Source organism: Dolomitihabitans soli, assembly GCF_022213955.1.
GTDB lineage: Bacteria > Actinomycetota > Actinomycetes > Streptosporangiales > Streptosporangiaceae > Streptosporangium_A > Streptosporangium_A soli.
The window spans coordinates 34,283-59,693 of sequence record NZ_JAKNTW010000021.1 but is presented as its reverse complement, the minus strand read 5'-3'; the positions used below and the strand labels follow the sequence as shown (position 1 = coordinate 59,693).

General features: G+C 68.7%; 27 protein-coding genes and 1 pseudogene. 6 read left to right on the top strand and 22 right to left on the bottom strand.

Features of this window, described 5'->3' with window-relative positions; genetic code table 11:
• Positions 1 to 6: 6 nt before the first annotated feature.
• From MBA17_RS33140 to MBA17_RS33110, 8 genes are all read right to left on the bottom strand, one after another.
• Complete coding sequence (locus tag MBA17_RS33140; protein ID WP_238501019.1) at positions 7 to 1,434, bottom strand: YcaO-like family protein; 1,428 nt, start codon at positions 1,432 to 1,434, stop codon at positions 7 to 9.
• Positions 1,431 to 2,987 (bottom strand): CocE/NonD family hydrolase, encoded by a 1,557-nt coding sequence (locus MBA17_RS33135; RefSeq protein WP_238501017.1) that lies wholly within the window; start codon positions 2,985 to 2,987, stop codon positions 1,431 to 1,433. Before MBA17_RS33135 ends, MBA17_RS33140 begins: the two co-directional genes overlap by 4 nt.
• Before the next feature lie 14 nt (positions 2,988 to 3,001).
• Positions 3,002 to 3,865, bottom strand: coding sequence for a hypothetical protein (locus MBA17_RS33130; RefSeq protein ID WP_238501015.1), 864 nt, complete (start codon positions 3,863 to 3,865; stop codon positions 3,002 to 3,004).
• A 105-nt stretch (positions 3,866 to 3,970) separates the two neighbouring features.
• A complete protein-coding gene (amiA, locus tag MBA17_RS49810; protein ID WP_274386330.1) occupies positions 3,971 to 4,078 on the bottom strand; it encodes a streptamidine family RiPP in 108 nt (35 codons plus the stop codon).
• 49 nt (positions 4,079 to 4,127) lie between these two features.
• Positions 4,128 to 4,991 carry an ABC transporter ATP-binding protein gene (locus tag MBA17_RS33125; RefSeq protein ID WP_238501001.1) on the bottom strand — a complete coding sequence of 288 codons (864 nt, stop codon included), beginning with the start codon at positions 4,989 to 4,991 and terminating at the stop codon, positions 4,128 to 4,130.
• Positions 4,992 to 5,034: 43 nt separating this feature from the next.
• Positions 5,035 to 5,988 carry a FecCD family ABC transporter permease gene (locus MBA17_RS33120; protein ID WP_238501000.1) on the bottom strand — a complete coding sequence of 318 codons (954 nt, stop codon included), beginning with the start codon at positions 5,986 to 5,988 and terminating at the stop codon, positions 5,035 to 5,037.
• Between the two features lie 125 nt (positions 5,989 to 6,113).
• The gene (locus tag MBA17_RS33115; RefSeq protein ID WP_238500999.1) at positions 6,114 to 7,106 is read right to left on the bottom strand and encodes a FecCD family ABC transporter permease; all 993 of its coding nucleotides are present in this window, start codon (positions 7,104 to 7,106) and stop codon (positions 6,114 to 6,116) included.
• On the bottom strand, positions 7,103 to 8,098 hold the full coding sequence (locus tag MBA17_RS33110; protein WP_238500998.1) for an ABC transporter substrate-binding protein: 996 nt from the start codon (positions 8,096 to 8,098) through the stop codon (positions 7,103 to 7,105). The genes MBA17_RS33115 and MBA17_RS33110 overlap by 4 nt, the downstream gene beginning before the upstream one ends.
• A gap of 133 nt (positions 8,099 to 8,231) precedes the next feature.
• Between MBA17_RS33110 and MBA17_RS33105 the strand changes: the two genes are divergently transcribed.
• Positions 8,232 to 9,527 carry a hypothetical protein gene (locus MBA17_RS33105; protein ID WP_238500989.1) on the top strand — a complete coding sequence of 432 codons (1,296 nt, stop codon included), beginning with the start codon at positions 8,232 to 8,234 and terminating at the stop codon, positions 9,525 to 9,527.
• Between the two features lie 20 nt (positions 9,528 to 9,547).
• Here the strand turns inward: MBA17_RS33105 and MBA17_RS33100 are convergent, their stop codons facing one another.
• Both MBA17_RS33100 and MBA17_RS33095 read right to left on the bottom strand, forming a co-directional pair.
• The gene (locus MBA17_RS33100) at positions 9,548 to 9,700 is read right to left on the bottom strand and encodes a hypothetical protein (protein ID WP_238500987.1); all 153 of its coding nucleotides are present in this window, start codon (positions 9,698 to 9,700) and stop codon (positions 9,548 to 9,550) included.
• Between the two features lie 192 nt (positions 9,701 to 9,892).
• On the bottom strand, positions 9,893 to 10,435 hold the full coding sequence (locus tag MBA17_RS33095; protein WP_238500985.1) for a tyrosine-type recombinase/integrase: 543 nt from the start codon (positions 10,433 to 10,435) through the stop codon (positions 9,893 to 9,895).
• Between the two features lie 25 nt (positions 10,436 to 10,460).
• On the opposite strand from MBA17_RS33095, the gene MBA17_RS33090 reads away from it, so the two are divergent.
• Positions 10,461 to 10,661, top strand: a complete 201-nt coding sequence (locus tag MBA17_RS33090; protein ID WP_238500983.1) for a hypothetical protein — start codon at positions 10,461 to 10,463, stop codon at positions 10,659 to 10,661.
• 27 nt (positions 10,662 to 10,688) lie between these two features.
• Here the strand turns inward: MBA17_RS33090 and MBA17_RS33085 are convergent, their stop codons facing one another.
• Entirely contained in the window at positions 10,689 to 10,826 is a 138-nt protein-coding gene (locus tag MBA17_RS33085) for a hypothetical protein (protein ID WP_238500981.1), read from the bottom strand.
• A 1,172-nt stretch (positions 10,827 to 11,998) separates the two neighbouring features.
• Positions 11,999 to 12,586, bottom strand: a complete 588-nt coding sequence (locus MBA17_RS33080) for a TetR/AcrR family transcriptional regulator (RefSeq protein WP_238500979.1) — start codon at positions 12,584 to 12,586, stop codon at positions 11,999 to 12,001.
• A gap of 103 nt (positions 12,587 to 12,689) precedes the next feature.
• Here MBA17_RS33080 and MBA17_RS33075 point away from each other — a divergent pair, with 103 nt between their 5' ends.
• The 3 genes and pseudogenes from MBA17_RS33075 to MBA17_RS33065 all read left to right on the top strand — a co-directional run.
• On the top strand, positions 12,690 to 13,727 hold the full coding sequence (locus MBA17_RS33075; protein WP_238500978.1) for an FAD-dependent monooxygenase: 1,038 nt from the start codon (positions 12,690 to 12,692) through the stop codon (positions 13,725 to 13,727).
• Between the two features lie 40 nt (positions 13,728 to 13,767).
• The gene (locus MBA17_RS33070) at positions 13,768 to 14,460 is read left to right on the top strand and encodes a hydantoinase/oxoprolinase family protein (protein ID WP_238500975.1); all 693 of its coding nucleotides are present in this window, start codon (positions 13,768 to 13,770) and stop codon (positions 14,458 to 14,460) included.
• 391 nt (positions 14,461 to 14,851) lie between these two features.
• Positions 14,852 to 15,196 (top strand): annotated as a pseudogene (locus tag MBA17_RS33065) (hydantoinase B/oxoprolinase family protein); the annotation flags it as partial.
• Between the two features lie 208 nt (positions 15,197 to 15,404).
• Here the strand turns inward: MBA17_RS33065 and MBA17_RS33060 are convergent.
• The 4 genes from MBA17_RS33060 to MBA17_RS33045 form a co-directional block, all read right to left on the bottom strand.
• Positions 15,405 to 15,800, bottom strand: a complete 396-nt coding sequence (locus tag MBA17_RS33060) for a RidA family protein (RefSeq protein WP_238501155.1) — start codon at positions 15,798 to 15,800, stop codon at positions 15,405 to 15,407.
• 132 nt (positions 15,801 to 15,932) lie between these two features.
• Complete coding sequence (locus MBA17_RS33055; RefSeq protein WP_238500971.1) at positions 15,933 to 16,442, bottom strand: RidA family protein; 510 nt, start codon at positions 16,440 to 16,442, stop codon at positions 15,933 to 15,935.
• Positions 16,439 to 17,545 (bottom strand): M24 family metallopeptidase, encoded by a 1,107-nt coding sequence (locus MBA17_RS33050; protein WP_238500969.1) that lies wholly within the window; start codon positions 17,543 to 17,545, stop codon positions 16,439 to 16,441. The genes MBA17_RS33055 and MBA17_RS33050 overlap by 4 nt, the downstream gene beginning before the upstream one ends.
• A complete protein-coding gene (locus tag MBA17_RS33045) occupies positions 17,545 to 18,648 on the bottom strand; it encodes an aminotransferase class V-fold PLP-dependent enzyme (protein ID WP_238500968.1) in 1,104 nt (367 codons plus the stop codon). Before MBA17_RS33045 ends, MBA17_RS33050 begins: the two co-directional genes overlap by 1 nt.
• 178 nt (positions 18,649 to 18,826) lie before the next feature.
• Here MBA17_RS33045 and MBA17_RS33040 point away from each other — a divergent pair, with 178 nt between their 5' ends.
• Complete coding sequence (locus tag MBA17_RS33040) at positions 18,827 to 19,720, top strand: IclR family transcriptional regulator (RefSeq protein WP_238500967.1); 894 nt, start codon at positions 18,827 to 18,829, stop codon at positions 19,718 to 19,720.
• Between the two features lies 1 nt (position 19,721).
• On the opposite strand, the gene MBA17_RS33035 is transcribed toward MBA17_RS33040, so the two are convergent.
• From MBA17_RS33035 to MBA17_RS33010, 6 genes are all read right to left on the bottom strand, one after another.
• Entirely contained in the window at positions 19,722 to 20,492 is a 771-nt protein-coding gene (locus tag MBA17_RS33035; RefSeq protein ID WP_238500966.1) for an SDR family NAD(P)-dependent oxidoreductase, read from the bottom strand.
• Complete coding sequence (locus MBA17_RS33030; RefSeq protein WP_238500965.1) at positions 20,492 to 21,475, bottom strand: alpha-ketoacid dehydrogenase subunit beta; 984 nt, start codon at positions 21,473 to 21,475, stop codon at positions 20,492 to 20,494. The genes MBA17_RS33035 and MBA17_RS33030 overlap by 1 nt, the downstream gene beginning before the upstream one ends.
• Positions 21,468 to 22,430, bottom strand: coding sequence for a thiamine pyrophosphate-dependent dehydrogenase E1 component subunit alpha (locus MBA17_RS33025; protein ID WP_238500964.1), 963 nt, complete (start codon positions 22,428 to 22,430; stop codon positions 21,468 to 21,470). Before MBA17_RS33025 ends, MBA17_RS33030 begins: the two co-directional genes overlap by 8 nt.
• Before the next feature lie 96 nt (positions 22,431 to 22,526).
• A complete protein-coding gene (locus tag MBA17_RS33020) occupies positions 22,527 to 23,585 on the bottom strand; it encodes an ABC transporter ATP-binding protein (protein WP_238500962.1) in 1,059 nt (352 codons plus the stop codon).
• 86 nt (positions 23,586 to 23,671) lie between these two features.
• On the bottom strand, positions 23,672 to 24,460 hold the full coding sequence (locus MBA17_RS33015) for an ABC transporter permease (protein WP_238500958.1): 789 nt from the start codon (positions 24,458 to 24,460) through the stop codon (positions 23,672 to 23,674).
• Positions 24,460 to 25,347 carry an ABC transporter permease gene (locus tag MBA17_RS33010; protein ID WP_238500956.1) on the bottom strand — a complete coding sequence of 296 codons (888 nt, stop codon included), beginning with the start codon at positions 25,345 to 25,347 and terminating at the stop codon, positions 24,460 to 24,462. The genes MBA17_RS33015 and MBA17_RS33010 overlap by 1 nt, the downstream gene beginning before the upstream one ends.
• Positions 25,348 to 25,411 lie beyond the last annotated feature (64 nt).

Here is a 25,411-nt window from a genome sequence, read left to right as displayed (position 1 = left end):
GACCCATTACATGTGCGGAGGCGGGGCGAGTGTGAAGTCGCCGGAGCCGGTGGGGACGGTGGCACGCCACCCGCGGGCGAGCGCCGCTTGTGCGAAACGTGGGCAGCCGTAGTAGGCGAACGCGGCGGGGGCGTTAGGCACCAGGCCGGTGACCAGAACGCGAGCCACACGCAGCGGCGTCTCGGCCACATCGGGCGTAGTCAGGTCGAAGGCGACGACGCGGTGGCCGCCGGATGCGAGGCGTTCGCGGAGCCGCTGCGGCGAACCGGGGCTGATCCGGTCGACCGGCACGGTCTGTGCGGGATGGCTGAAGCGCCGCGCCAATGGGGCCAGTCGGTCGTCCAGCCAAACCTGAACGTGGGCGCCCAGGTCGCGGACGCGGGCGAAGTCCTCTCCGGCGTCGTCGAGGTAACGGCGATCCGTCCGGTGGTCCAGATAGAGGCCCTTTGCGAGCATCCCGGCCTCAATGGCCTGGAACACCCATCCGTCGGGGTCGGTGAGCCCCTGAGTGAACACCCAGGTGTGCACGGCCTCCAGAACGGCCTTCCGAGCGGCTTCGGCGGGGTCGTATCGGCAGGCGAACCCGGCCGCGTAGAGGTCGCGATCGGCGTCGTACACCAGGGCGGCCATGGCAGGGGCGAACTCGTTAGGCATCTCCACCACCCAGGTCCGCAGCGGCGACCCCGCGAGGTCGGCCGACAGTCCCGGGATGCTGTCCAGGTCGACGCCTCGCGTGGGGCCGTCCAAGTGCCACCACAGTTCGAGGGCGTCGCGTTCGACGGTTTCCAGCAGCGCGCGTTCGATCGCGTCGGTGAGACCGGCACCGGTCGCGATGCCCGCGTAGTTGAGGTGATGGGTGCGCGGCAGGGATTTGAGGTCGCCCTGCCGCCAGTTGAGATGAGTCAGCGCCACAGGCGCCAGGCAGTCGCGCTCGCCGCCGTCGGGCAACTGCTCGGTGCCAAGCGCCCACAGCGCCTCGGTGGCCTCGGTGAAGCGTCGGTACGGAAAGCAGGGTCGGTCGTACTGCCAGTCGGCGTAGGCAGGGAGCTCGGCCGCGGTGAGATGGTTCTGCCCGGCAAGGTCGGCCGCGGTGGCGCGTAGCGGAGCGTCCGGCTCGCCGGGGGGCGGCAGGCGGTTGCCGCAGTAGCGCTCCACCGCCTCGGCGATGGCGGCGATGCGGGCCCCGCCGGGGTCGCCGAAGGTGGTGCCCAGGGCGACACGGTCGGCGGGCCAGGCTCCGAACCGGCGGGCGTCGCTGACATTGGCGGTCATCGCCACGTAGCGGGCCGGGGTTCCTGGTGGGTGCCCGACCGGGGCCACTGACCGGATCAGCCCGCAAACCGGGTCGACCAGCGCGTCCATTGGGAGGGCAGACGCGAGCTTGGTGGTGGGGTAGTGCGCGGGACCGGTGGCGGTCTCGGTGTGCGCGGTCACCTGGTGATCTCCTCGGCTGGGTCGACGGGTCGGATCGTGGCGGCCGGGTCGAGGGCGGGCAGCAACAGGTGGCTGCCGTCCGGGACGACGGTGCGCCGGGAGGGTCGCAGGATGGTGGCGCGGAGCGGATCGTGCCCGGTGTGCGGATTGCGGGCGTGGGCGGGAAAGTGGTGCCCCGCGATCTCCAGCCGCAGCCGGACGCCTGCGGGCAGCCGGTGGTACAGCGGTCCGAGCGGGATGCTGATCAGGACGTGTGCTCCGGCCGGTGCCTGACTGCGCGCGATGCCGGTGGCCAGCGGATCGGCGGTGCCGCGCGGAGTGACGACGACTAGGCGAACGGCCCAGTCGGCGCTGGGGGCATCCGCTGTGGCCAGGATCCGGGCCTCGGCATCCCCGGCCAGATCAAGCGCATCGAGCAGCGGCTCGCCAAGGGCCAGGAACCGGTCAGGCCGGCCGCACGCGGGCACGTCGAGGTGGTCCGAACGCACCGGACGTTCAGGGTCCGCGACGAACCCCGCGCCCCGAAGCACCCGCAAACCCGTGCCCTTGCCGTCCATGCGGACGGGCTTGGGAGGATGGTCCAGCTCTTGGGCGGCCAGCCATTGGTCTGTGCCCTCAAGGGCGATCGCGCCGCGACGCCCGGTCAGTGTTCCGCTTAGTGCGGCCTGCGCGAACCTCGCATATAGCGGTCCTAACACCAATCGGTGACCTTCACCGGCTCTTGGGCCGGGAGAGGCGGTGAGAGCGTGGCCCCAAGGTCCGAGCAGCAGCCGGGTCGCCCCCGAGCCTCGCCGACCCCAAACCCGCCACAGCGCCACGGTCTCGGTGACGAAAGGGTCGTAACTCCCACCTACGGCGAGCAAGGGAATCACCCCCGATTCAGCCCGCAGCCCGTTGCCGCCCGGGCCGGTACCGGTGTCGATCGTTCCGGCGGAATCGCCCGATCGCTCCGCGGCCCAGAGCCGTTCCCAGGAGGGCAGCGGGCGACTGAGTCGCTTGGGCAGTTCCAGTAGAGGCAGGTGGTCGAGCAGACTGGGGTCGGTAGCCAGCGCCCGGTCCAACGCGGACGGGTCACTGTCCGGACGGTCACCGTGGGCGGCCCACCAACCCGTTCGCGCCAGCAGCCGTTCCACTCCGCTCGTCTCGCGTGCGGTCTCCGCCAGGCCCAGCGCCGGTACGGCGACGATGACAGCGTCAGGTCGGACCGCAGGGTCGGTGTGCAACGCCAGGACCAGTGCACAGTGCGCGGCATAGGAGGCTCCACAGGCGACGATCGCGCCGTTGCTCCACGGCTGCCGGCGCAATGCCCGCACGGTGGCCGCGCCGTCCTCGGCTTCGTTGAGGTAGGGGTGCCACTGTCCCCCTGAGCCGTGTCGGCCACGTACGTCCTGAGCCACTGCGGCGAAGCCCCGCCGTGCCCAGGCGCGTAGCTCCGCAGTGTGCGAGCGACGGTCGTACGGGGTGCGGATCAGGACACAGGGAAACGGGCCGGGTCCATTCGGCAGGCAGTAGTCGGCGGCCAGAGTCGCGTCGTCACCAGCGGCGAGGAACATGCTGCGACAAGGGTTCATGCGCGGCGTACCGTGGTCGGGGCGACGAGCGGAACGGGCAGCACGCAGTGTTCGGTGACCCGCAGGTCCCGCAGGTCGAGTCTGCGCAGGCGTCGGCGAGCGGGTAGGCCGTTCCCGCGGCTCGCCCGGCCCTGAGACCATGCGGCGAGGTCGGTGGTGACCAGCGCGGCGATGGTCGCCGCGGCTGCGGCTCCGGTGACCGGATGCGGGCCGGTGGCGGCGGTCCCGGCCCAGTAGGCGGCCAGTTCGCGATGTGCCGGGGTGGCGGCGAGGCGGCGCGCGGCCACGTGAGCGGCGAGCACGTCGCCTGGGGCGGCTGCGATGGGTTCGATCCAGGCATGCCAGCCCTCACGATGGCAGCGAGCCCAGGCGATGCCCCGCGCGGGCAGCCGGTCGGCGTCTTTCCACAGTCCCGGCGGAGCAGGACGGTCAAGGCACCAGACCACCGCGGCGACGTCGGATGACCGTGCGTCGGCGAGTATCGCGACATCCGGTGGTGTCGCGGGGCGAGGCCGAGCTCCCGCGGAGGAAAGCAATTCGATGAGCGGCGAGGTCAGCCGTTCGTCACCGAGGACGAGCACGTCGGCGCGGTCCGGCGGCCAGGAGGGCGACGCATCGAGGTATCCGGCCTCGGTGAAGGCGCCCAGCAGTCGTTCGACCTCCCGGGTGTCACTCGGCTGAGTCTGGTCCGAACCGCTGCTTTTCGCCGCGGTGGCGTGACCGAGTAGCTCTAGCAGCCCTGCGGTGGCCCTGGGAGAGGCGTTGAGGCGCAGGAACTCGCCGTCGGGAGTGCGTACCGCGGGCGGATGCCCGTCCACGGTGACGATCTCGACGCCGGGGGAGAGTTGGGGCCGCGGCACGTTTCTCCTCATGAGCCGTTGTGCCGGATACCGGCAGGACAGGGGATGCCACCGGGCAGGGGACGGCCCGTCCGGAGGCGCCTCCGGACGGGCCTGCCTCTGCCGTTACTCCTCGTCCTCGAAGGGGTTCTCGACGAGGGCATTGGAGTGGGTGGCGGACAGGTGCGGGAGCTGGGCGTGCTCGTCGATCGGGGAGAAGACCTGCTGCTCCATGGATTCCTCCTGATTGGGGGCGAAAGCGACACCCGATCGGGTATCGAGGTTAATGATAATGAAAACGGTTTTCTATATCAAGAGGGGTAGATCTGTCGGGATAGCAGACCGGCCACCCACGCTCGGGATCCCGGCCCACCCTGCCCTCGATGCCGAACACCTCCCGCAGCAGCTCAGACGTCACCACACTGTCCGGCGGCCCGTCCGCCGCCACGCGTCCATCCCGCAGAGCCACCAGACGCTCGGCGAAGCGGGCAGCCAGGTTCAGATCGTGCAGCACCATCAGCACGGTCAGCCGCCGCTCCTCGCGCAGCCGGGCGACCAATTGCAGCACTTCCAGTTGGTGCCGCAAATCGAGGTAGGTGGTCGGCTCGTCGAGCAGCAGGACGGGCGTGTCCTGGGCCAAGGCCAGGGCGAGGCGTACCCGCTGCCGCTCACCGCCGGAAAGCGTCTCCACCGGCCGGTCCGCCCACTGCTCCACACCGACGTCCAGCATCGCCCGGACGGTCACAGCGTCGTCGCCGACGCGGAGCATGCCCAGCGGACCCCGCGCGGCGTAGCGGCCCTGCCGGACCATCTGCCGCACCGTCAGGCCCGGCACGGCAGGGGCGGACTGGTGTAGCAGGGCCACCTTGCGGGCGGCGGCGCGGCGGGAGGTCCGCGCCATGTCGGCGCCGTCCACCGACACCCGTCCCGACTCAGGACGCAGCACGCCCGCCGCAAGCCGCAGCAGGGTGCTCTTGCCGCAGCCGTTCAAACCGACAAGGGCGATGAGTTCGCCGGTTTCGACCCGCAGGCTCGTCTTGTCGAGCACACGTTGCCCGGGATAGCCGAAACTCACCCGATCGATGTCCAGCACGGCGGCTCCCGTACTCGTCGTCGTGGTGTCGGAATGGCCGATCAGTTCGGACACGGTCTGTACTCCTCGTTCGCGTGGGGGACACCCGGGCGCCGGATCACGGCTCGACGGCATGCCGGCGAGCGACAAACAGCAGCACTGCCGCGCCCACGCAGGTGGTCACTGCGCCGACCGGGACGCTGAGATGCTCGGCTCCCCAGGCGGTGACCGCCCGCGAGATCAACTGTGCGGCCGCGTCCGCTCCACACACCGCGACGGCGCCGCCGAGCGCCGCTCCCGGCAGTGTGATCCGCAGATCGGCCCCAAGCAGGGCGAGCGCCGCGTGCGGCACGACGAGTCCGACGAACCCGAGTGCCCCCACCGAGGCCACCGCGCCCGCCGTCAGGGCCACCGCGCAGAGCAGCGCGAACCCGCGCGCCCGAGCCGGAACAAGACCGGCCGCCTCCGCCACCCGCTCGCCGCAGCGCAACAACATCAGCGGGCTCGCGGTCAGGCAGGCGACGACACCCCAGCACAGCGCCCACGGCCACAGCAGCGTCCAGTGCTCCCAGGTCCGCGCCTCCGTGGTTCCGACCATCCACTGCACGAAACTGCCGAGCTCGCCCGGTACGGCCAGCAGAATCACCGCCGTCAGCCCGCCCAGAGCCGCGGAAACCAGCACGCCGTGCACCGCCATGGAGTCCGGATCGCGCGCCCGGGCGGTCAACAGCCACAACAGCCCCGCCCCGCCGCAGCCACCGACGACCGCGGCGACCACGACGACGGCCGGCGATGCCCAGTTGGCCAAGCCGGCTCCCGTGGCGGCGACCGCGCCGAGCACCGCGCCCGGGGTGACCCCCGTGACCTCTGGCGCCGCCAACGGGTTGCGCAGCGCTGCCTGCAGGATCAGCCCCGCGAGCCCGAGACTGGCCCCGGCTCCGAGCGCGACCAGCACCCTCGGCAGCCGAACGTGCCAGACCAGGTGGTGGGCGATCGGGTCCACCGCGCCGCCCGTGAGCGCCTGCCACAGTTCCCCCACCGCAAGTGCGCGTCCCGCTGCTAGATCGGTCATGGCCGCCAGGGGCACGGCGAGCAGCAGCACACCGAGGATGAGCGCGGGTCGGCGCCGGCTTCGTGTAGGAGATGCCGCGCGAGGCGCGGTGAAGGCCGTGGACGCGGACCGTCTCGTGAGCATCATCAGGCACCGGTCCTCTGCTCGGTGCGGATGCCGCGTAGCAGCGCCACCCCCGCGGGTACCCCTACCAACGCTGTCCATGCTCCGACGGGGGTCTCCACCGGCATGAGAACCAGACGTGCGGCCTGATCGGCCCACACGGTGATCACCGCGCCCCACACCACCGCCCAAGGCAGCAACCGGGCCACGTCGGCATCCGGACGTAGCCGCCGCGCCAGATGCGGGGCGAGGAACCCCACCCAGGCGATCGGGCCGCACACCGCCACCACAGGGGCGATGAGCAGTACGGAGACGGCCAGCGCCCCCAGCCGGGCGTGTCGAGCCCGCAGTCCGAGGGCACTCGCGTCCTCGTCGCCGAGCCGCAGCACCGACAAAATCGGAGCGCACAGCACCAGAAGCGGGACGGTCACCAACAGCCATGGCCAGACACCGTTCCAGGCATCCCAGGTGCGGCCGGACAGGCTGCCCAACAGGTAACGGAAGATCACCTGAAGATCGAGCTGATCGGCCATCACCATCAGCACCAGCAGCGCAGCCTGCAGCGCAGCCGCCACCGCGGCCCCGGTCAGCAGCACCGCGGATGGGCTCCGGCCGAAACCGGCGGCGACGAGCGTCACGACCCCGCCGAGACCGGCTCCCAGTAACGCCAACAGCGGATAAGACCAGGCGGGCAGGGTGAGCGTGAGCACCAAGGGAGCGGCGACGCCCAGTGCCGCCCCTGAGGAGACGCCGAGCATCTCCGGAACGGCCAGCGGGTTGCGCAGCGCCTCCTGCATGATGAGCCCGGCGGCTCCCAGGCAAGCCCCGGCGATCAGCGCCAGCAGTAGCCTGGGCAGCCGGACTTCCCGTACCACCACCGCCTCCAGCCCGTCCGCCGTGCCGCCGGGCAGCACGCCAAGCAGTCGGGACGGCGGGACGGTGAGCGTGCCGAGGCAGAGCGCGCACAGCGCGGCGGCGGCCAGCAGCCCAGCCGCCAGCACGGCCGTCCGCGTCATCGGAGGGCGGCCGCAGCTTCATCCAGGACGATGCCAAGGGATCTAGTGCCCCGGCCCTTGGCCCACACTTCCGGGTCGACCTCGATTACCTTGCCGTCCTTGACTGCCGGTATCTGGGACCACAGAGGGTTGCCGGCCATCTTCTCCGACAGCTTCCTACTTGGCGCGCCGAACGCGATGGTCTCCACGAAGAGCACGTCGACGTTTTGGGCCAGGATCTCCTCCAGACTGTAGGTGCCCTCGACGCCCCGGTTCTGCCACGGATAGTCACAGATCCGCGGGAACAGTCCGGCCGCCACGTCTCCGGCCGGCGTGGCCACGCCGAAGTTCTCATCGCTGCCGAACACGATCAGCGCTGTCTTGTCACTCCTGGCCTTCTCGGCGCGGGCCAGTTTGTCCCGCAGCCGTTGCTCGGCGGCGACCGCCTTGTCTCCGCGGTGGGTGAGCGCGGCGAGGTCGCGTAGGTAGGCGACACTGTCCTGCCACGTCGTGGGCTGCACCGGCCAGAAGGTGGTGGCGCCTTGTAGTGCGGGCGCAAGTTTTCCGTGCGTGTCCTCCAGGCCGATGACCAGGTCCGGCTTGTGGGACAGGATCGCCTCTATCTCGGGACTGATGAAACCGCCCGGGATGACCGAGACCTCCTGTGCCTTCTCCTTACCAAGGAACTGAGGGTGGGCGAGGAGCGAGGAGTTGGTGGCGGTCGGCACCATGCCGAGCTCGGTCAGCATGTCATCGCACAGGGCGACCAGGCAGACAACGCGTTCTGGAGCGCGCTCGAGGGAGATCTTCTTCCCTCGTACGTCGGTGATGCTGTCGGCGTCGGCTACCGGCTGGACGGGCGGCAAACTCGCGACGGCTTCGTTCTTGACGCCGACGCCGACGCCCACGCCGGGGTCGTCGTTGGCGTTTCCACAGCCGACCAACAGGGCCCCGGCGGCGGCGAGCGCGACGGTAGGCCGCAGCAGGCGGCTCTGGGTGCGCGGCATGGTCATTGCTCTCTCTCATCGGGGGAGGGTGACAAGTCGGGTCGAGGCGGGCGATCGGCCGTGGGTCGACCTTGCACACATTGTCCGGCATGATAATGGTTTTCATTGTTTCTGTACATTCAATGCCCTTGGAGCATTCGTGACATCTCTGCGACTCGTCGCGGCCGACCACGTCGCCGGCGTCATCTACGTCATCGAGCCGCGCACCGGCCGCCGGCTGGCCCGGCTCAATGGACACCATCTCGCCGAGCACGCCGGTTTCCTGCACTTGGGCGGAGGAAAGCTCGCCTTCGTCGACGACCTCGCCGGAGAATTGGTCGTCCTCGACCCGTTCGCCGCCGGAACCGGTAATCCGGTGGTGGTGGCGAAGGCGGCGGTCGCGGTTCCCGCCGAACATCTGGCCGCCGATCCCGGCGGTCAGTATGTGGCGGTGACCAGCGGCTGCGGCCGCTCCTGGGAACCGTGGAGTGACCTACTCACCATCGTCGACCTGAACCCGCAGACGGGCATGGGGACAGGCGAAGCCGTCCGGCCCCGTTCGGTACGGGTACGGACTCGCGTCGGCGAACCGGGTGTCACCGTACTCCCCGACCGCGCTTCCCCGGCGAACGCCGGAGGCCCGGCCGGTGCGAGTGACTTGCTAGTCCTTCTGCGGCACCGCATGCCCGGGGCATTGGACGCCTACCGGCTCTCCCACCTGCTGGACGCGCCTCCTGGCTGCCCCACGGTCGAACCGCTCCTCCGACTCCCCCTGCCCGACGACGGGCACGGAGACGCCGCGGACCCCGCGACCGGGCAGGTGTTCGCCGCCACCGGCACTGGTGTGCATCGCGCCCGCCTCGGCAGCTCCGGTCTGCTCGCCGAGCGGCCATTGGCCTGGGACACCCCAGGGCAGAACGGGGGGCGGGGCTACTACCTGCGATTGGACCCGGCGCGCCGGACCCTGTGGAGTACCGTGCGCGGCGGACCGGACGACCCTGGCGAGTGGCCGATGTGGACCAACGACGCGTGGTGGCACCGGCTCGACGATGCCACCATCGGGCGGGTGCCCCTCGGCTCGGGCCTTGTCTTCCGGCTGGCCTTCTGTGCCGGTGGAGTGGTCTTCACCCGGATCCATCCAGACGGAGACGAACTTATTGTGGTCGGCGCGGAGGACCCTGCCGTCCTCGCTCGCGTTCCGCTACCGCCGATGGAGGGCGCTCCCCGCAAGGGCGGCACGCCCTGGGACGGCGTACAACGCCGCGCCGTCGCCGCCTCACCAGCCGCCCCTTTGGTCGCGGTCACCCGCGGCGGCCACGGCCAGATCCACCTTCTCGACGTCTCGGCCGGTACGGATCTGCGTACACTCGACCTGCCCACACCCTTCGAGGAGGGCGGTCACATGGCCCTGATCGGAACCGACGACGACTTGGCCGGAGACACCGTTGGTCGCTGACCATCCGTACCGGAGCACGATCAGAACTCCACGCCCTCGGCCAGCTCCGAGCCGCTGGTCTCCTCTACCGGGAACCCGAGCCCTCGCCCACCCAGCTCGGACATCGCTCTTCGGTAACGATCGGCCCTTGCTGACGGCAGTCGCCACACGTAGAGCCGGCTCGTCGAAGTCATGTCGACGAACCAGTGCAGATCGCAGCCATGATCAGCATCCGCGCTAAAGATAACTTTCGTTATCCCCTAACCCGCCCGCCCTGTCCGGGAGGGTTGGGCTAGTCGGGCATGACGCATCCCAGATGCGCATCGACGGGCTGGTCGAGTGCTGGACGGTCATGAAAGGGGAGCGCGACCTCACCTTGCGGGCGGTCACTGAGGCAGCGGGCCCATCTCCCGGACGATCCGGTTGGTCAGCTTGAGGGCCTCTTCCTTGTCCTTGTCGGACGGCAAGCTGTACCGGCGGGTGGTCTCCAGGCGGGCGTGGCCAAGGATCTCGGCGACCAGGACCAGGTCGGTCTTGCCGCGGACCAGCGTGGTGGCGAGCGTGTGGCGCAGGACATGCGCGGTGGTGGGATCGTCCAGCCCGGCGGTCTGGGCGATTTCGGTGATGATGCCGCCGGCGGCGCGGGCGGTCAGTCGTCCGCCCTTGGCGTTGAGGAACAGGGCCCGGTTGTCGCCGGCGTGGGGCCAGTTGGGGCGTTCGTCGAGCCAGAGCTGCAGTTCGGTGCGGAGTTGGGGGTGGATCTCGACCGTGGCCACGGCGCCCTGTACGACGCGATCAACCACGGCCGTGTCGAGATCGCCCGGCTGCGGCGAGCCGCGGTCGCCGAGCGGGCCACGCTGCGCGAGGTCGGTGAGCATCGTGAAGCGCGCGCCGCGGCCGAACGCGATGCGCAGCACCTGGCCGCTCACTCAGGCACGCCTCAGAATGCAGGAGTTGGCCGACGCCAACGATGCGCTCACCGCAACCCTGACCGGGCGCGACCGCGACTTGACCGCTACCCGTGCCGACATCCAGCGCCTGGCGAGCGAACTGCAGCAGGAAAGCGGCAAGCGGGCGCGGGTGGCCGAGCGGTTCGCCGAGACCAAAACCGCTCTCGCCGAGGTCACCGACGAGACCAGCCGCGCATCGCGGTGATCTTCATCGTCATCTCTGCAGCGATCGTCACCTGATCGTCTCCAGGTCAGGTGGCTCCGGCTCGAAGGCTGCCCGCACCCGCCGCACCGCCGAGGCGACGGGCGGCGTTGTCGGCTGGGGCCCCGTGGAGTACAGCAGGAACAGCCAGAACGTGGTCATCGGCATGTACCAGACGGCGAACGTCGCCTTCCCCGTCCCGGGGAGGGGCGACTACCTCGTGTCCTGCACCGTGCCGACGGAGCGGAAGCACACCCTGAACGGCCGGGTCCTCGTGAGGTACGACCCCCAGGACCCCTCCAACGCACACGTTGTTCCGAGAGCCTGATCGGTCCACCTCCGATCCGCCGAACCGGTCCTTGAGGATCGGCAACGGAGCACACAACCTTGCGTACGTGTCTGGACTACTCCAGCAATTGGTAGGAGTTCCTACTTGGCTCGTGCCCCGCCAACGCCCTCGTAGCTGTTGCTGGCATCACCAGGTGGCTGCCGTCAGGCCGCCGCGTTAGTGACGACACTGGTCACACACAGCTACTGACAGGCCGCTGCCGCTGCTGATGGCCGGCACCTGCTCGGGAGGTGCGCGTGGGCGTTCTGGTCGGTGATGTGGGCGACCAGCGTGCAGACGCAGGTCGCGCCGGACGTGCTGAACCGGGTCAACGCCTACGAGGTGGCCGGGTCGGTCACGGCCTTGACGTAGCCGGTCATCATCGGCAGGGCGATCCCGGACCGGTTTCCCGCGACCGGGGAGACGTGGTCAGTCCCGCCTTGCCATGTACCAGTCCGCGACGATGGGAATGGGCACGTGAGTCCTCGATAGTGGAGCCGCCTTGTCATGGGCGCCCGCGGGCACCAGCCCCGATGGTGTTCGATGGGAGACCGATGAACTGGGAAGAACTGCCTGCCAACCTGCGGGTGCCGCTCGATGATGTCGGCGCCGACCACCTGCCCGGCGCCGGCATCCCTTCGGTGACTCTGCCCACCACCGATCGGCGTACGGTCGACCTCGCCACGCTCGGCCGGCCGGCCTCGCATGGTGCTGTACGTTTACCCGATGACGGGCCGCCCCGGCATACCGTCCCCGGACGGATGGGACCTGATTCCCGGCGTACGGTGCTGCACGCCCGAGTCCTGCGGGTTTCGCGACCATCACGCGGAGCTGACCGCCGTCGGCGCGGAGGTGTACGGACTTCACGCACGAGGAGAAGCAGGTCGACGTCGCGCTGAGCACGGTTGCCCGTCGTGTTCGCCTGCGGCGATCCAGGTCAAACGCCGCTGCACTGACCACCGCACCACGCCGCCGCACCCGGCGGCGAAGCGCTCGGCCTCCTGGGCCGTCATTACCGGTTCGGGGAATAGGCGGTGTCAATGAGGTCGCGCAGAAAGGTGTCGAGATCGTCTAGACCGTAGGCCTTGAGCGTCTGAGGGGTCTGAGTGAGCAGGTAGGTCAGGGCCGTGTTGACACACATGGTCACCATGGCGGCGGCCGCCTGCGTCGCGGGTAGGCCCGCCGCCCGTTGGGACTCCAGGTGCAGCGCCAAGTCGGCCTTGGTGAGTTCGGCCAGCGTCTGCCGCAGGGCCGGCCTTCGTGCGGCCTCGGCATGTAACTCGAGGTAGGCCAGCACTCTGGATCTGTTGGCCGTGAGCGCACGGGCGAGCAGGTCGCTCAGCAGTGCGACGAGCCCGTCGCGCCCCTCGATCCGGGTTGCCTGCGCTCGTTTCAGGTCGGCCCAGTAGCGCTCGACGCACCGCTCGGCGGCAGCCTGCAGCAGCGCGTCGCGGCTGGCGAAGTAGTTCTTGGCCGTGCCCTCCGGCAGTCCTGCTTGGCGATCCACGGCTCTGTGGGTCAGCCCTCTGCCGCCCTGATGGGCCAGCACTTCGATCGCTGAGTCACGCAGTTGGTCGCGCCGATCCCGGTTCTCCGCCATGGCCCTCATTATCGCGACTTGCCTCATCTACCACAACCGTGGTACCACAACCGTGGTACCACAACCGTGGTACCACATTTGTGGTGAACGAAGGAGATGTGACATGAAGAGAACCGCGGCCGTCGTCGGTGCCGGCATCGGCGGACTGGCCACCGCCATCGGGCTGCGCAGCATCGGCTGGGAGGTGACCATGCTCGAACGCTGGCCGCAGATCAGACCGGAGGGCACCGCGCTCGGCCTACGTCCCGACGCACAAGCCGCGCTCGCGCGACTCGGCCTCGCCGAGGAACTACGCCACCGTACGGTCCCCTACCGCAAGGCCCGGATCCGCACGCCTGCCGGTCGCCGGATCGCCGATCTGCCACTGGAACGTATCGAGCGCAAGGGCGGCGCACCGGTCTTGATGCTGTCCCGGATCTCACTGATGGACCTGCTGCTCAGCGCCGTGGGAGATACCGCGATCGTGACCGGGACAAATATCACCGACCCGGAGTCGCTGCGCAAGGACTACGACCTGGTGGTCGGGGCGGACGGACTGCGCAGCGTGGTTCGCACCGCCTACTTCGGCACCGCCACCCAACCTCGCTACACCGGGATCGTGGCCTGGCGGGGCGTCGCCGGATTCGAGCCACCCGAGCACGGCGAGACGTGGGGGCCCGGCCAGGTGTTCGGCATCACACCTCAAGAGCCTGGCTCCACCAACTGGTACGCCGCCGTGTCCACCCCTGAGGGCCACCGCGAAACCCTTGACGACCTGCGCGCCCGCTACGCGGGCTGGCACGACCCCATCCCACGCATCCTCGCCGAAGCCGGCGAGGATGCGGTGCTGCGGCACGAGATCTACGACCTGTCTCCCCACCTGGAGTCGTTCGTGGCAGGCAACGTCGCTCTGGTCGGCGACGCGGCGCACGCCATGACACCCTCACTCGGGCAGGGGGCGTGTCAAGCGCTGCTGGATGCGGCCGCGCTCACCGACTGCCTGCAGACCGCCGGAGACGTGGAGTCCGGGCTGCACGTCTACGACGCCCGACGCAGGAAACCCGCCCAGCGCATCGTGATGTTGTCGCGCCGCATGACCGGCTTGGCCGGCCACCGCCTGGCAGGACCACGCAACCTCCTCATGCGTCTCCTGCCCGCCTGAAGGGTCGCGCCTCTGCGCCTGACGCTCGGGTCGGGTCCTGGTGCCGCCCTACAGCCCGGTCTTCTCCGCCCTCGGCGCCGGCAACACCCCGCAGATGCACATCCACGAACGCACTGCGCCGATGGCCTTGTACGACGCGATGGCGCGCCGGTTGTTCGACGACTACGAAAGGTTCAACCTGATCGTCGAGGAGTTGGAGGACAAGGGACGGGCCGACCTGCTGCGGCAGGGACTTCCCGCCGACGCCGTCCGGCATCGCCTCGAACTGGACATGCGCTACGGCGACCAGATGGTGACCGTGGCCGTCGTCGCCGACCGCACCCGGCTCTCCGGGCCGGTGGACGTCATGGCGCTGATCGAACTGTTCGCCCAGGACTACGGCAGGCGGTACGGCGAGGGCAGCCAGTCCCCGGAGGCCGGCATCCGCATCTCCACCATCCGGGTGGCCTCCCACGTGCCCACCGGCACCGTGAAGTTCGATGCCGCACTGCCCGACGGCACGCCGGAGCCTGCCGTCCCCGTGTCGTCACGGCGGTGCCATTTCGTCGGATTCGACACCGCGGTCGACACCCCCGTCTACGACGAGAACGCGCTGCGCCCCGGGCTGGTCGTCCACGGACCCGCCGTGGTCACCGCGGCGGCGCCGACCTACCTGGTCGAGCCAGGCTGGCGATTGCAGACCGGCGCACACGGCGCGATCTGGTTCCTCACCGACGCTGGAGACTCCCGATGACCGAGACGATCGACAGGTTCCTGGCCAGGACCACGCTGTTCCTCGCGCCCGACCCGGAGATCATGCGCGATCACCGGTCCTGCCTCCGGACCCTCGAAGAGGACCGACTGCTGTCCGGCGAGATCGACGGGCAGGCGCTGGAGCGCGCATGGCGGCGCCTGGTGGCCGGCCTGGACGAGGCCTTCGAGATGCTGGAGCAGACCGGGGCCGCGCCGGGCGCGAAGTGGGGCGACCTCACCGCGGCGATCTACACCGCCTCCGGGGATCTGGTGCACATGAGCACCGGCGGCGTGCTGGCCTTCGCCGCGGTGCTGCACTACCCCGTGCGGTTCATCCGCAAGTACTGGGTGGACGACCACCGTAGGCGTGCGCGACGGCGACGGGCACGTTCCTCTACGGCGGGATCACCCAGCACGGCGAGTTCGCCGGCAACGTGTGCGCCGACCTCAACGCCGCCGGCGGCGGCGCCCGCGCCTACCGCGACGGGGAGAACGCGGTGGCCCCGTTCTTCGGGTTCATGGCGGACATCGGCGAGCAGGAGGTCATCGAGGACGAGGTGCCGTTCCTGCAGTTGACCGCCAAGAAGATCAAGCGCGACAACCAGGCCTTCGGCAAGTACCGGGGCGGGATGAGCCACGAGATCGCGGTGGCCGCCCGCGGGCACCCCGGTGTGGGGGTTCGCCACTGTGTGCAGCGGGTCCAAGTTGTGGGCGAGAGCCGCCTGCAGCCGGCGTGAGTTCGCCCAGGTGTACTCGGGTCCGCGGACACCGCGGCGCTGGCGTACGTCGAGCAGCAGACGAACGTCCGCGTGCCGCGGTCGTTGCAGAAAGGACTCGCCGCCGAAGCCATAGACGCCGATTGTCACCATCCTGAGCACCGGAAATCGCCCACCTGCCTACTACTCGTGCCGCCTCCGGCAGCCTGCCGGAGGCGGCGAGGTCGCATCACGCGACGGCGGTCCCCTCAAGCTCGACCATCAGGTCAGGGATCGCCAGCCGTGCCACTCCGAGCATCGTGCCGGACGGTGCCACCCCGGCGGCGCCCAACCGCGACGCCAGCACGCCGTAGTGCTCGAAGAGCCGATCGACGTCGGTGGTGTAGACGTTGAGCCGGACGAGGTTCGCGAGGGACATGCCGGCCTCGCCGAGCACGGCCTCCAGGTTGTCGAGGCTCAGCGCCAACTGCGCCGCCATGTCATCGGCATGCTGGGGCTTGCCGTCGCCGCTCATCGCGGTCTGCCCGGCGCAGTACAGCGTCCGGGTGTGCCCGGAGACGATCTCACCCTGGTTGTACCCCAGCTCCACCGACCACGCCCACGGGTTGACCGCCGTTCGCTCCATTGCCACATCAGCTCCATTCGATTCGTCGACACTACGTACGTCCATCGGCTCGGTAGCCGCCATCTTTTGGTCGTCGCTGAGGAGCTTCAGCCCAGCCGTCTCAAGAACGGCCCTGGTGGAAGCCCGGCACGCTCATACAGCAGATTCGTCGCCTCTCTCGGCGGCGGATCGCGTGCTACCGTTCCGCAACGCGACGACGGCCTCGACTTCTACGGTGAGCTCCGGGGAGGCGAGCGCGGAGACGACGGCGAGAGAGTGCGCCGGGACGTCGCCATCGGGATACCAATCCGCGAAGGCCTCCTCCCGGGCGGTGTAGAAGCCGGGCAGGTGGTTGGTGCCGGCCACGAAGGTCAACAGCTTGACCAGATCGCGCGGTGTCGCCCCCAGTTCCTCGAAGGCGGTCTGCAGGTTGGCGAACACCTGGCGGGTCTGGGACAGAGCATCCGGGCCTGCGAGCGAGCCGTCCCGGCAATTCCCCACCTGTCCTGATACGAAAACCAGCGTGTAGCCCTCGGGTACCTCGGCCAGATGGCTGTATCGGCCGACAGGTGCGGGCATGGCAGCCGGAGTCCAGCGCCTTGACAACATGATCACCTCATCACTGATGACGTACGGAACTTGCACGGAGGGGGAACGCTTCATGTCCAGACCGCGCCCGGACAGAGTTCGCATGCTCCGTCCTCGGTGATGAAGACGGGGCCGCCGATCATCGCGGTCTCCCCGCCAGGACGACGCACTGCTACGTGGATGGCGACGACGGCACCCGCGCTGACCGTCCGGCCTGTGCCGTGGAGCAGGCGTGGATGCTCGGGGGTGTCGCAGCCCAGGCCGTGGCCGAAGTCGTATTCCTTGAAGGCGAGTAGCTCATGTTCGGCCAAGATGGAGTCGCCGGCCGTGACGACCGCGTCCACGGTGTTGCCGGGGCGCAGCGCGTCGATCAGCGCCGTCCGTGCCGCCCGGCACGCGGCGATTGCCCGGTGATCCACAGGGCGGGACAGGACCGGGGGAAGGGTGGTGTTGACGTGCATGAACGCGCCCGCGGCGTACAGGCTGACCTCCAGGCCGACTGGCTGGCCTGGAGCGACCACGGCGCCGGTCGCCTCGGTGATCACTGCGCCGTCTCCGATGCCGACCAGGCACAGGCAGCGCAGCGCCCCTGCGGCGCGGGCCGCCGCCTCGACCTCTGCGGCGATCTCGTAGTCGCTTACGCCGGGAACCGCCACGTCTCCCGCGGCGCGTAGCGCCAGGTCGCCGATGTGTGCGGCGTGTGTGAGGAGCTCGCGTTCGGGGTCGGTCTTGTGCTGGCGTGCTTCTGTGGCCCACGCGACCAGGTCGACAGGGTCGATGTTCCGACTCCTCAGCCCCTCCAGCAGGGCGGGGGTTCTCTCGTCGATGACGAGGTCGCCGGCCAGCAGGCCGATCCTTTCGACGTCGGCCGGGATCAGCTCGAGCGGCGAGGACATGGGGACCGTGTGCAGCCCGCTGTGTTGGGCGCGCTCCACCTCGAAGGGGAATTCCACGCCCAGCACGGGCTCACCTGCGGTGGGCATCCACAGTGCCGCGCTGTTGGAGATGAATCCTGGCGCGTATCCGGTCAGCCAGGTGACGGCCGACCGTCGGCGGGAGTACACCAGGGCTCCGCGCAAGCCCAGTCGGGCGAGGTGGTCGCGCAGGTGGGCGCGCCGGGTGGCGGCCGCCATGGCGATGGTGTCCTTGAGGGATTCGGTGGGAGCAGGGAACCTCATCACAGCGTGGTTTCACCTCGCAGGGCGCTCGCGGCCCTCTCGACATCGGAGTTGTTGTTGAAGTAGTGGAAGCCGACTCGGAGTCGGTCGCCGAGCAAGGTCGCCCGTACACCGTCTCGTGCCAGTTGGGCGCTGACCGCGGCTGGATTGGTCACGTGCACCACGGCGATGTGGCTCTGGCCGCTGCCGACGGCGGCGCCGGCGTCGATCGCGCGGGCGCGAAAGTCGGCGGCGAGCTGTACGCAGTGCCGTTCGACCTGCTCGGCGTCGAGGTCGAGCAGGAGGTCGAGCGCGGGCAGGGCACCGATCCAGGACAGCCAGGCCGGCGAGGTGTCACAGCGGGCGGAGCCGCGGGCGGGGACGAACGGTCCGCCGAAGTATCGATGCGGCGGGTCGGTCGACTTCCAGCTCGGCAGCAGGGGGATGAGTTCCTCGGTCAGCTCCGGCGTGGTCGCCAGCCAGGCGGTGCCGCGGGGGCACAGCATCCACTTGTAGCCGTGCACTGCGAGGTAGTCGGGAGATATCTTGCCCATGTCGAAGTGGAGCGCACCCAGTGACTGGGTCGCATCGACGAACAGGCGGGCACCCACATCGTTCGTGGCTTGGCGCAGCGCCATGAGGTCGGCTCGGTGGCCGTCGACCGACAGCACATCGCTGATGGCGAGGAGGACGGTGCGCGTGTCGAGAGCGGCCACGATGTCCTCGGTTCGGGTGTGGCCGTCCCGGGCCGGTATCAGGACTATCTCGTGGCCGGTCCGCTCCAGTTGCTGCCAGGGAAAGAGGTTGCTGCGGAACTCTTGGGCGGGCACGATGATCCTGCCGGGCGGCAGTGACTTGGCGACAGTCGCGGCTGCTTCGGCGACCGATCCCATGAGGGCGATCTGCTCCTCGGCGATACCCAGCAGCCTGGCGATGGAACTCTTGCTCGCGGCGGGTGCGCGGTCCCACTCCGTCCAGTCGAACTCCCCGTACAGCCACGCGTCCATGGCGGACTGCAGCGCTCGCACGACACTGAGCGCGGCCGGCGGGCTGGCTGGCGTGTCCAGCCAGACGTGGCGCTGCAACGAGGGAAAGTGCGCGCGAAACTGCTCCGAGGTGAGCATGTGATCCTTTCTGACTGGATGATGGCTGCGACACCTGTTCGGTGCTTCGCAGCATGACCCTTTCGTGGGCACCAGCCCCAGTTGGCGGCGAGTCTTTTCGCTATAGTCGAAAAATTGGATCGACAGTCCTAAGGCGTGCCTGGCCTGCGGCTTAGCGTGTGACCATAGGGGGCCGACCATGGTGGCGGCCCTTCGCGAAGGGCACCCGGCGGTGCCCCTTCTATGGGCCAGTCTTCTCTGGGAGCGCATCATGACCGACCCAGTCGTATCGAGTACGGCCACCGAGGACGACGAGGATGGCGTCCTGCAGACCTTGGTACGTGGGCTCGATGTGTTGTATGCCGTCGCGGACATGGGCGGCGGGGCCACGGCCAAGAGCCTCAGCCGACACCTCGACCTCAGTATGGGCCGCTGCTACCACATCTTGAGGACGCTTAAGACGGCGGGTTACATCGTGCGGCTGCCTGGTGGAAGAGTCGACATCGGTGCGCAGGGCGCCTCGCTGGGACGGCAGCTGCGTGCGCGGTTCGAGCCGCTGCCCGAGCTGTTCGCGGTCCTGTCCCGGCTGCACAGCCGGACGCGGGAAACCTCCTATGTCAGTGGGTGGCACCATGGCGTCATCACGCTCTTGCAGTTCATCGTCGGCGAGCAGGCGCTCAGTGTGCGCGGGCTCGACGTGGGCTACACCGGCAACATGCACGCTCGGGCCTCCTGCAAAGCGGTGCTCGCCCATCTGCCGCATGAGCAGATCGACATCATGTTCCGCGGGGTCGACCTCCGACGGCTGACCGCCCACACCCACTGGGACGCCGACGGCTTGACAGTGGAGCTGGGCAATGTCCGCAGGCAGGGCTACGCCCTCGACTTGGAGGAGTTCAGCGACGGCATCTGCTGCGCGTCGGCCGCTTACTTCGATCATGACGGCGCTCCCGCCGGCTCGTACACGGTCTCGGTGCCCGTGACGAGGTTCAGGACCTCTCAGCGTGAGCTGGTCGCTGCGGTGCAGGAGGCCGCCGCGATCGCGACGAACCTCCTGCGCACTCATCGCCTCACGGTGCCTTGCCGGGACTGACTCAGTCGCCGGTTATGCCGGACGGCTTCGGCTGGAGGAAGCCGGCGCTCTCCCCGCCGTCTACCGGGATCGCCACGCCGTTCACGTAACTCGCCTCGTCGCCGAGCAGCCAGGCGATCACGTTGGCGACCTCTTCGGGCCGGCCGAGCCGGGCTGCGGGGATCTGCGCTGTCACGGCTGCGCGCAAGCCGTCGTCGGCCTGCACTCTCGCCATCATCCTCGTGGCGATCTGCCCCGGGCAGACGGCGTTGAAGCGGATGACGTGGCCGAGTTCCAGGGCGAGCGACCTGGTCAGAGCGATGATCGCGGCCTTGGTGGCGCTGTAGATGGACAGATCCTCCGCGCCGACGAGGCCAGCCACGGAGGCCACGCTCACCACAGCACCGTGTCCGGCGGTGAGCCCCTCCAGACAGGCCTGGGTGAAGAAGAAGACGCTGCGGAGATTGACATCGTGGAGTCGCTGCCACGTCGCCTCGTCGCAGTCGGCGAAGTGGACGCGGGCGGTCTGGCCCGCGTTGTTCACCAGAGCATGGAGCCGCCCCTGGCCGATCTCCAGGGCTCTGTCGATGACCCGCTGGACATCCGTGGGTGACCGCACGTCGCAGGGCACGAACTCGGCACCCGGCACTTTCGCGGTCACCTGGGGCTCGGCATCGGCATCAACGTCGGCCACGACGACGCGGAAGCCGTCGTCGGAGAGCCGTTGTGCGCAGGCCAGACCGATGCCGTTGGCGCCGCCGGTGACGACGGCCACCCGTGCGCGGCCGTCCATCAGTCGTTCCCGGGCTTCAACAGCGACAGCAGCCGACCGGCCACCAGGTCAGAGCCGGGGATCGCGGCCCTCTGCAGCCCCGGCGCGGCGGGGATCCGCAGGTCATCGGTCGCGACACGCAGCGGCGGCGCCGACAGCGGGACGCCACGCTCGACGACGCGGGCGACGATCTCCGCGCCGAACCCGCCGGTGAGATTCGCCTCGTGGATCACGGCCAGCCGGCCGGTACGGGAGACGCTCTCCGTGACGGTGTCGGTGTCGAAGGGATTGAGCCAGCGGGCGTCGATCACCTCGATGTCGATGCCGTCGCCCTCCAGGACATGGGCGGCCTCCAGAACGGTGTGCAGCATAGGCCCCCAGGTCACCACGGAGATGTCGGACCCCGGCCGGACGATGCGCGCGCCGCCGATCGGCGACCGGGGTGCGTCGAGGTCCACCGTGTCCTTCAGCGAGTGGTAGAGCGCCCGGCTCTCGATGACGACGACGGGATCGTCGCACTCGATCGCGGCCAGCAGCAGGTCGTAAGCGTCCTGCGGTGTGGCGGGCAGGCATACCCGCAGGCCCGGGATGTGCGCGAACAACGCCTCCACGCACTGGGAGTGCTGGGCGCAGGAGCCGGGGGTCGCGCCTTGCTGGGTGCGGATGGTCATCGGCGCCTTCAGGCGGCTGCGGGAAACGTAACGGACATTGGCCGCCTGGTTGATCAACTGGTCGAACGCGACGAAAGCGAAGTCCGCCCACATGATCTCGACGATGGGACGCAGTCCCATCATGGCGGCGCCCACGGCTCCGCCAAGGATGGCGGACTCAGAAATCGGTGTGTCGAATACCCGGTCGCCGAACTCCCGGCGCAGGCGGCGGGTCACTCCGTGGACGCCTCCCGGCAGGGCGACGTCCTCGCCGAACAGCAGGGTCTTGGGGTCTTCGGCCAGAGCGCGACGCAGCGCGGCGTTGATGGCCTGGGCATAGGTGATCTCACCCATAGAGGTGCTCCTTCACAGCAGTGGGGTCGGCCGGCGGCGCCGCCAGGGCCGCGGTCGCGGCCGCGGCGACTTCGGCGCGGACTCGGGTCTCGATTCCGGCGAGTTCGTGTTCAGAGACGCCGTCGGCGCGCAGGGTCGCGGACAGGACGATGATCGGCTCCTTGGCCCGGGCTTGCTCCACCTCAGCGTGTGGCCGGTAAACCTGTGCATCTCCGATGTAGTGGCCGACCAGGCGCTGAGTGAGAGCTTCGATGAGTACCGGCCCTTGGCCGGCCCTGCAGGTGGCGACAGCCTCGGAGATGGTCTCTCGGACGGCGTTGACGTCGTTACCGTCGATTCGCGATGCCCGCATGTCGTATGGGCCGGCCCGCGAGACGAGGTCGTCGCGGCGCACCATCGCGGCGATCGGCGTGAGCTCGGAATAGCGGTTGTTCTCGACCAGGAAGACGACGGGCAGGTCGAAGGCGCTGGCCATGTTCATGGCCTCGTGAACCGCGCCCTGGTTCATCGCTCCATCACCGAACACGGTGAGCGCGACGCGTCCGGAGCCGTCGTACCTGGCAGCCAGCGCGGCCCCCATCGCGATGGGGGCTCCCGCTCCCACGATCGAGTTCTCGCCGTAGAACCCGTGATCCGGATCCGACAGGTACGCCGAGCCGGCCCGGCCGCCGTTGGTGCCGGTCTCACGGCCGAGAAGTTCGGAGAACAGCGCTACCGGATCGGTACCGCAGGCCAGCGCCCAGCCGTGGCCGCGGTAGGTGGCGAACACGGCGTCGCGGGTCAGGTCGAGCGCCGCACAGGCGCCGACCGGTATGGCTTCCTGGCCGATGCACAGATGGACGGAACCGACGATCTGCTCCTCGATCCGCATCCGGGTGACTTCTTCTTCGAAGCATCGAATCCGCCACAGGTTCGTCAGATCGGCTAGTGCTGCTTCGGTAGGGAGAGAGGACAAGTCGTCCACCTTTCTTGGGTTGGTCCTACGGTGCGGTCGCAGCCACACCCAGGCCGCCGAAACGGGAAGAGGCCGCTAGGAGCGAGCCGCCGTCGCTCATGACGTGGATTCGACGAGCGCATCGCCAGGCAGGCCGACCACCGGCACGCTCTGCGCGGGTACGATCACCCCGTCGCCGACTCGCCAGCACAGCGTCACCCGGTCACCAGGCATGGCGGAGGACTCCGCTCCGGCTGGTTCGCGCGCGCTTCCCGTCGTACCGGCGTCGGTCCGGAATGCCACTTTGCGGTACGAACCCTGGTAAACGATGTGGGTGACGGTGGCGGTCATCGCGTTGACGTCGTGCTCGACGGCGACGTCCCCGACCGTCAGACGGATACGTTCCGGGCGCACCACGACAACGCCGGCCGTGCCTACGAGCCCCGCGCGGCCGTCATCCGTCAGCACCTCGAATCCTTCACCGACGAGGGACACGCGGCCTCGCCGTTCGGTGATCATCCCGTGGAACACGTTGGACTCTCCCAGGAACTCCGCGGCGAACAGAGAAGCAGGGCGTGCGTACAGTTCCTGCGCGGTGCCGACCTGCTCGATCCGGCCGCCCTCGAAGACCGCGATGCGGTCGGACAGGGCAAGCGCCTCCTCCTGGTCATGGGTGACGAAAATGAAAGTGATCCCCAACTCGCGGTGCATACGGGCGATCTCGCCCTGGAGTTGCTCCCGCAGCTTCTTGTCCAGCGCGCCAAGCGGCTCATCCATGAGTAGCACGTGGGGTTCGAAGACGACGGCGCGGGCCAGGGCCACCCGCTGTGCCTGGCCACCCGAGATCTGACCGGGCAACCTGTCGCGCAGATGTGCCAGACCGACAAGATCGAGCACGTCGTCCACGCGCCGCTGGATGTCGCGCTTGCGCATCTTGCGCTGCTGGAGGGGAAAGGCGACGTTTTGTGCGATCGTCATGTGCGGGAACAGCGCATAGTGCTGAAACACCATGCCGAGGCCGCGCTTGTACGGCGGCAGAGACGCCACGCTCACGCCGTCGATGAGGATGTCCCCGGCGGTGAGCTGTTCGAACCCGGCGATCATGTTGAGCGTGGTCGACTTGCCCGAACCACTGGGACCAAGCAGCGTGATGAACTCACCGGCGGCGATCTCCAAGCAGACATCGTTCACTACTGGTGGCTGGTGCTCCGAATACCGTTTGGTAACGCTGGAGAGCCGAATAGCGGCCCCTCGCATGTCGGTCATTGGGGAGCCCTCCGTTTCAGGAAGTCAGGAAGGAGGATGAGCGCGGTGGTAACGACGAGGATCACCGTCGATCCCGCGGCGATGGTCGGGTCGACGTCAGAGGTAACGCTGGTGAACATCTGCACCGGCAGCGTGCGCAGGTGCGGGGACTGCAGGTACAGCGAGATGACCGCTTCGTCGAAGGAGGTGACGAACGCGAACACCGCTCCGGACATCACGCCCGGCGCGATCAACGGCAACGTGACGAGCCGGAAGGTGGCCAGCGGCGAGGCTCCAAGGCTCGCCGCCGCACGCTCCAGCCGAGGATCGAGGGTACGCAGGCCAGCGCTCACGGTGATCACGACGAACGGCAGGGCCAGCACGACATGGGCGAGTACGAGGCCTTCCACCGTGCCCACGAGGCCCCATCGAAGGAACGCCGTATAGATCGCCAGAGCGACGATGACGTTCGGCACGATCATGGGCGCCAGAAGGAGCCCTTGAAGGACGGCTACTCCACGGCGGCGGCTTCGCGTGATCGCGAATGACGCCAGTGTTCCGATGATCGTTGCCATCAGCGTGACCATGATGGCGACTTTCAGCGAGGCCAGCAGTGGTTCTCTCCACGCCGGGTCGGTGAAGAACCGCTCGTAGTAGTGCAGCGACCAGCCGCGCGGCGGAAACTCGAAACTGTCCTTGTCGGTGAAGCTCAGAGGCACCACGACGAGGATTGGCGCGATGAGGAACGATCCGACCAGGACGCTGAACAGCCGCAGCGCCGGATTCGCGTGCCGATTGACGCCCATCAACGCTCCCCCCTCGTTGACATGCCGAGGGCGGCACTCGGGGAGAGGAAGCGCGAGACCAGGGCCAAGAGCAGGAGCGTGAGCAAGAACAGCACCGTGGCGAGGGCTCCGCCTGCGCCGAAGTCCAGCAGTTGAGTGATCCGCACCGTCATCAACTGGGAGATCATCGACTCGCTTGGCGAGCCGAGCATCGCCGGCGTGACGTAGAAGCCCAGCGCGAGGATATACACCATCATCGCGCCCGCCACGACCCCCGGCATGGAAAGGGGCAGGTAAACGCGGCGGAATGCGGTAAGCGGCCGCGCGCCCAAGCCGATAGCCGCGTCGAGGAGGCGTCGATCGATGGTTCGCAGCGTGCCGTACAAAGGCAGGGTCATGAAGGGCAGCAGCACTTGCGTCATCCCGATCGTCACGCCGGCCTCTGTCCCGGCGAGTTCCAGCGGCCCGAGTCCGACCATCGCAAGCAGGTCGTTAATGGGTCCGTTGTCCTGAAGCAGGACGATCCAGGCGAACGTACGTGCCATGAGACTCGTCCAGAACGGCAGCAGCACCAGGGCGACCATCACCGAACGGGCACGTCGACCAACCAATGTCATGAGGTAGGCGTACGGATATGCCAACAGCAAGGTGACCAGCGTGACGATGGTGGCCATGCGCAGGGTCCGCAGCAAGACCAGCAGGCTGACCCCGTCGGTGAGCAGCCGATGATAGTTCTCGAGCCCGAGAGACGGATCAGCGAAGCTCAGCCATATAAGGGCCGCCACCGGATAAGCGAAGACAGTGGCAAGAAGACAAACCGCGGGCACGACGAGAAGAACGCCGTACCAGGGCCTGGCGCTCAGCCACAGCAGACGGCGTACAGGCCGTTCAGGTGCTGAAGCGGACATGATGGGAGTGGACGAAATGGGCATGACGCCCTTACCTCCGAAACATGACTTTCTTCGCGTTTTG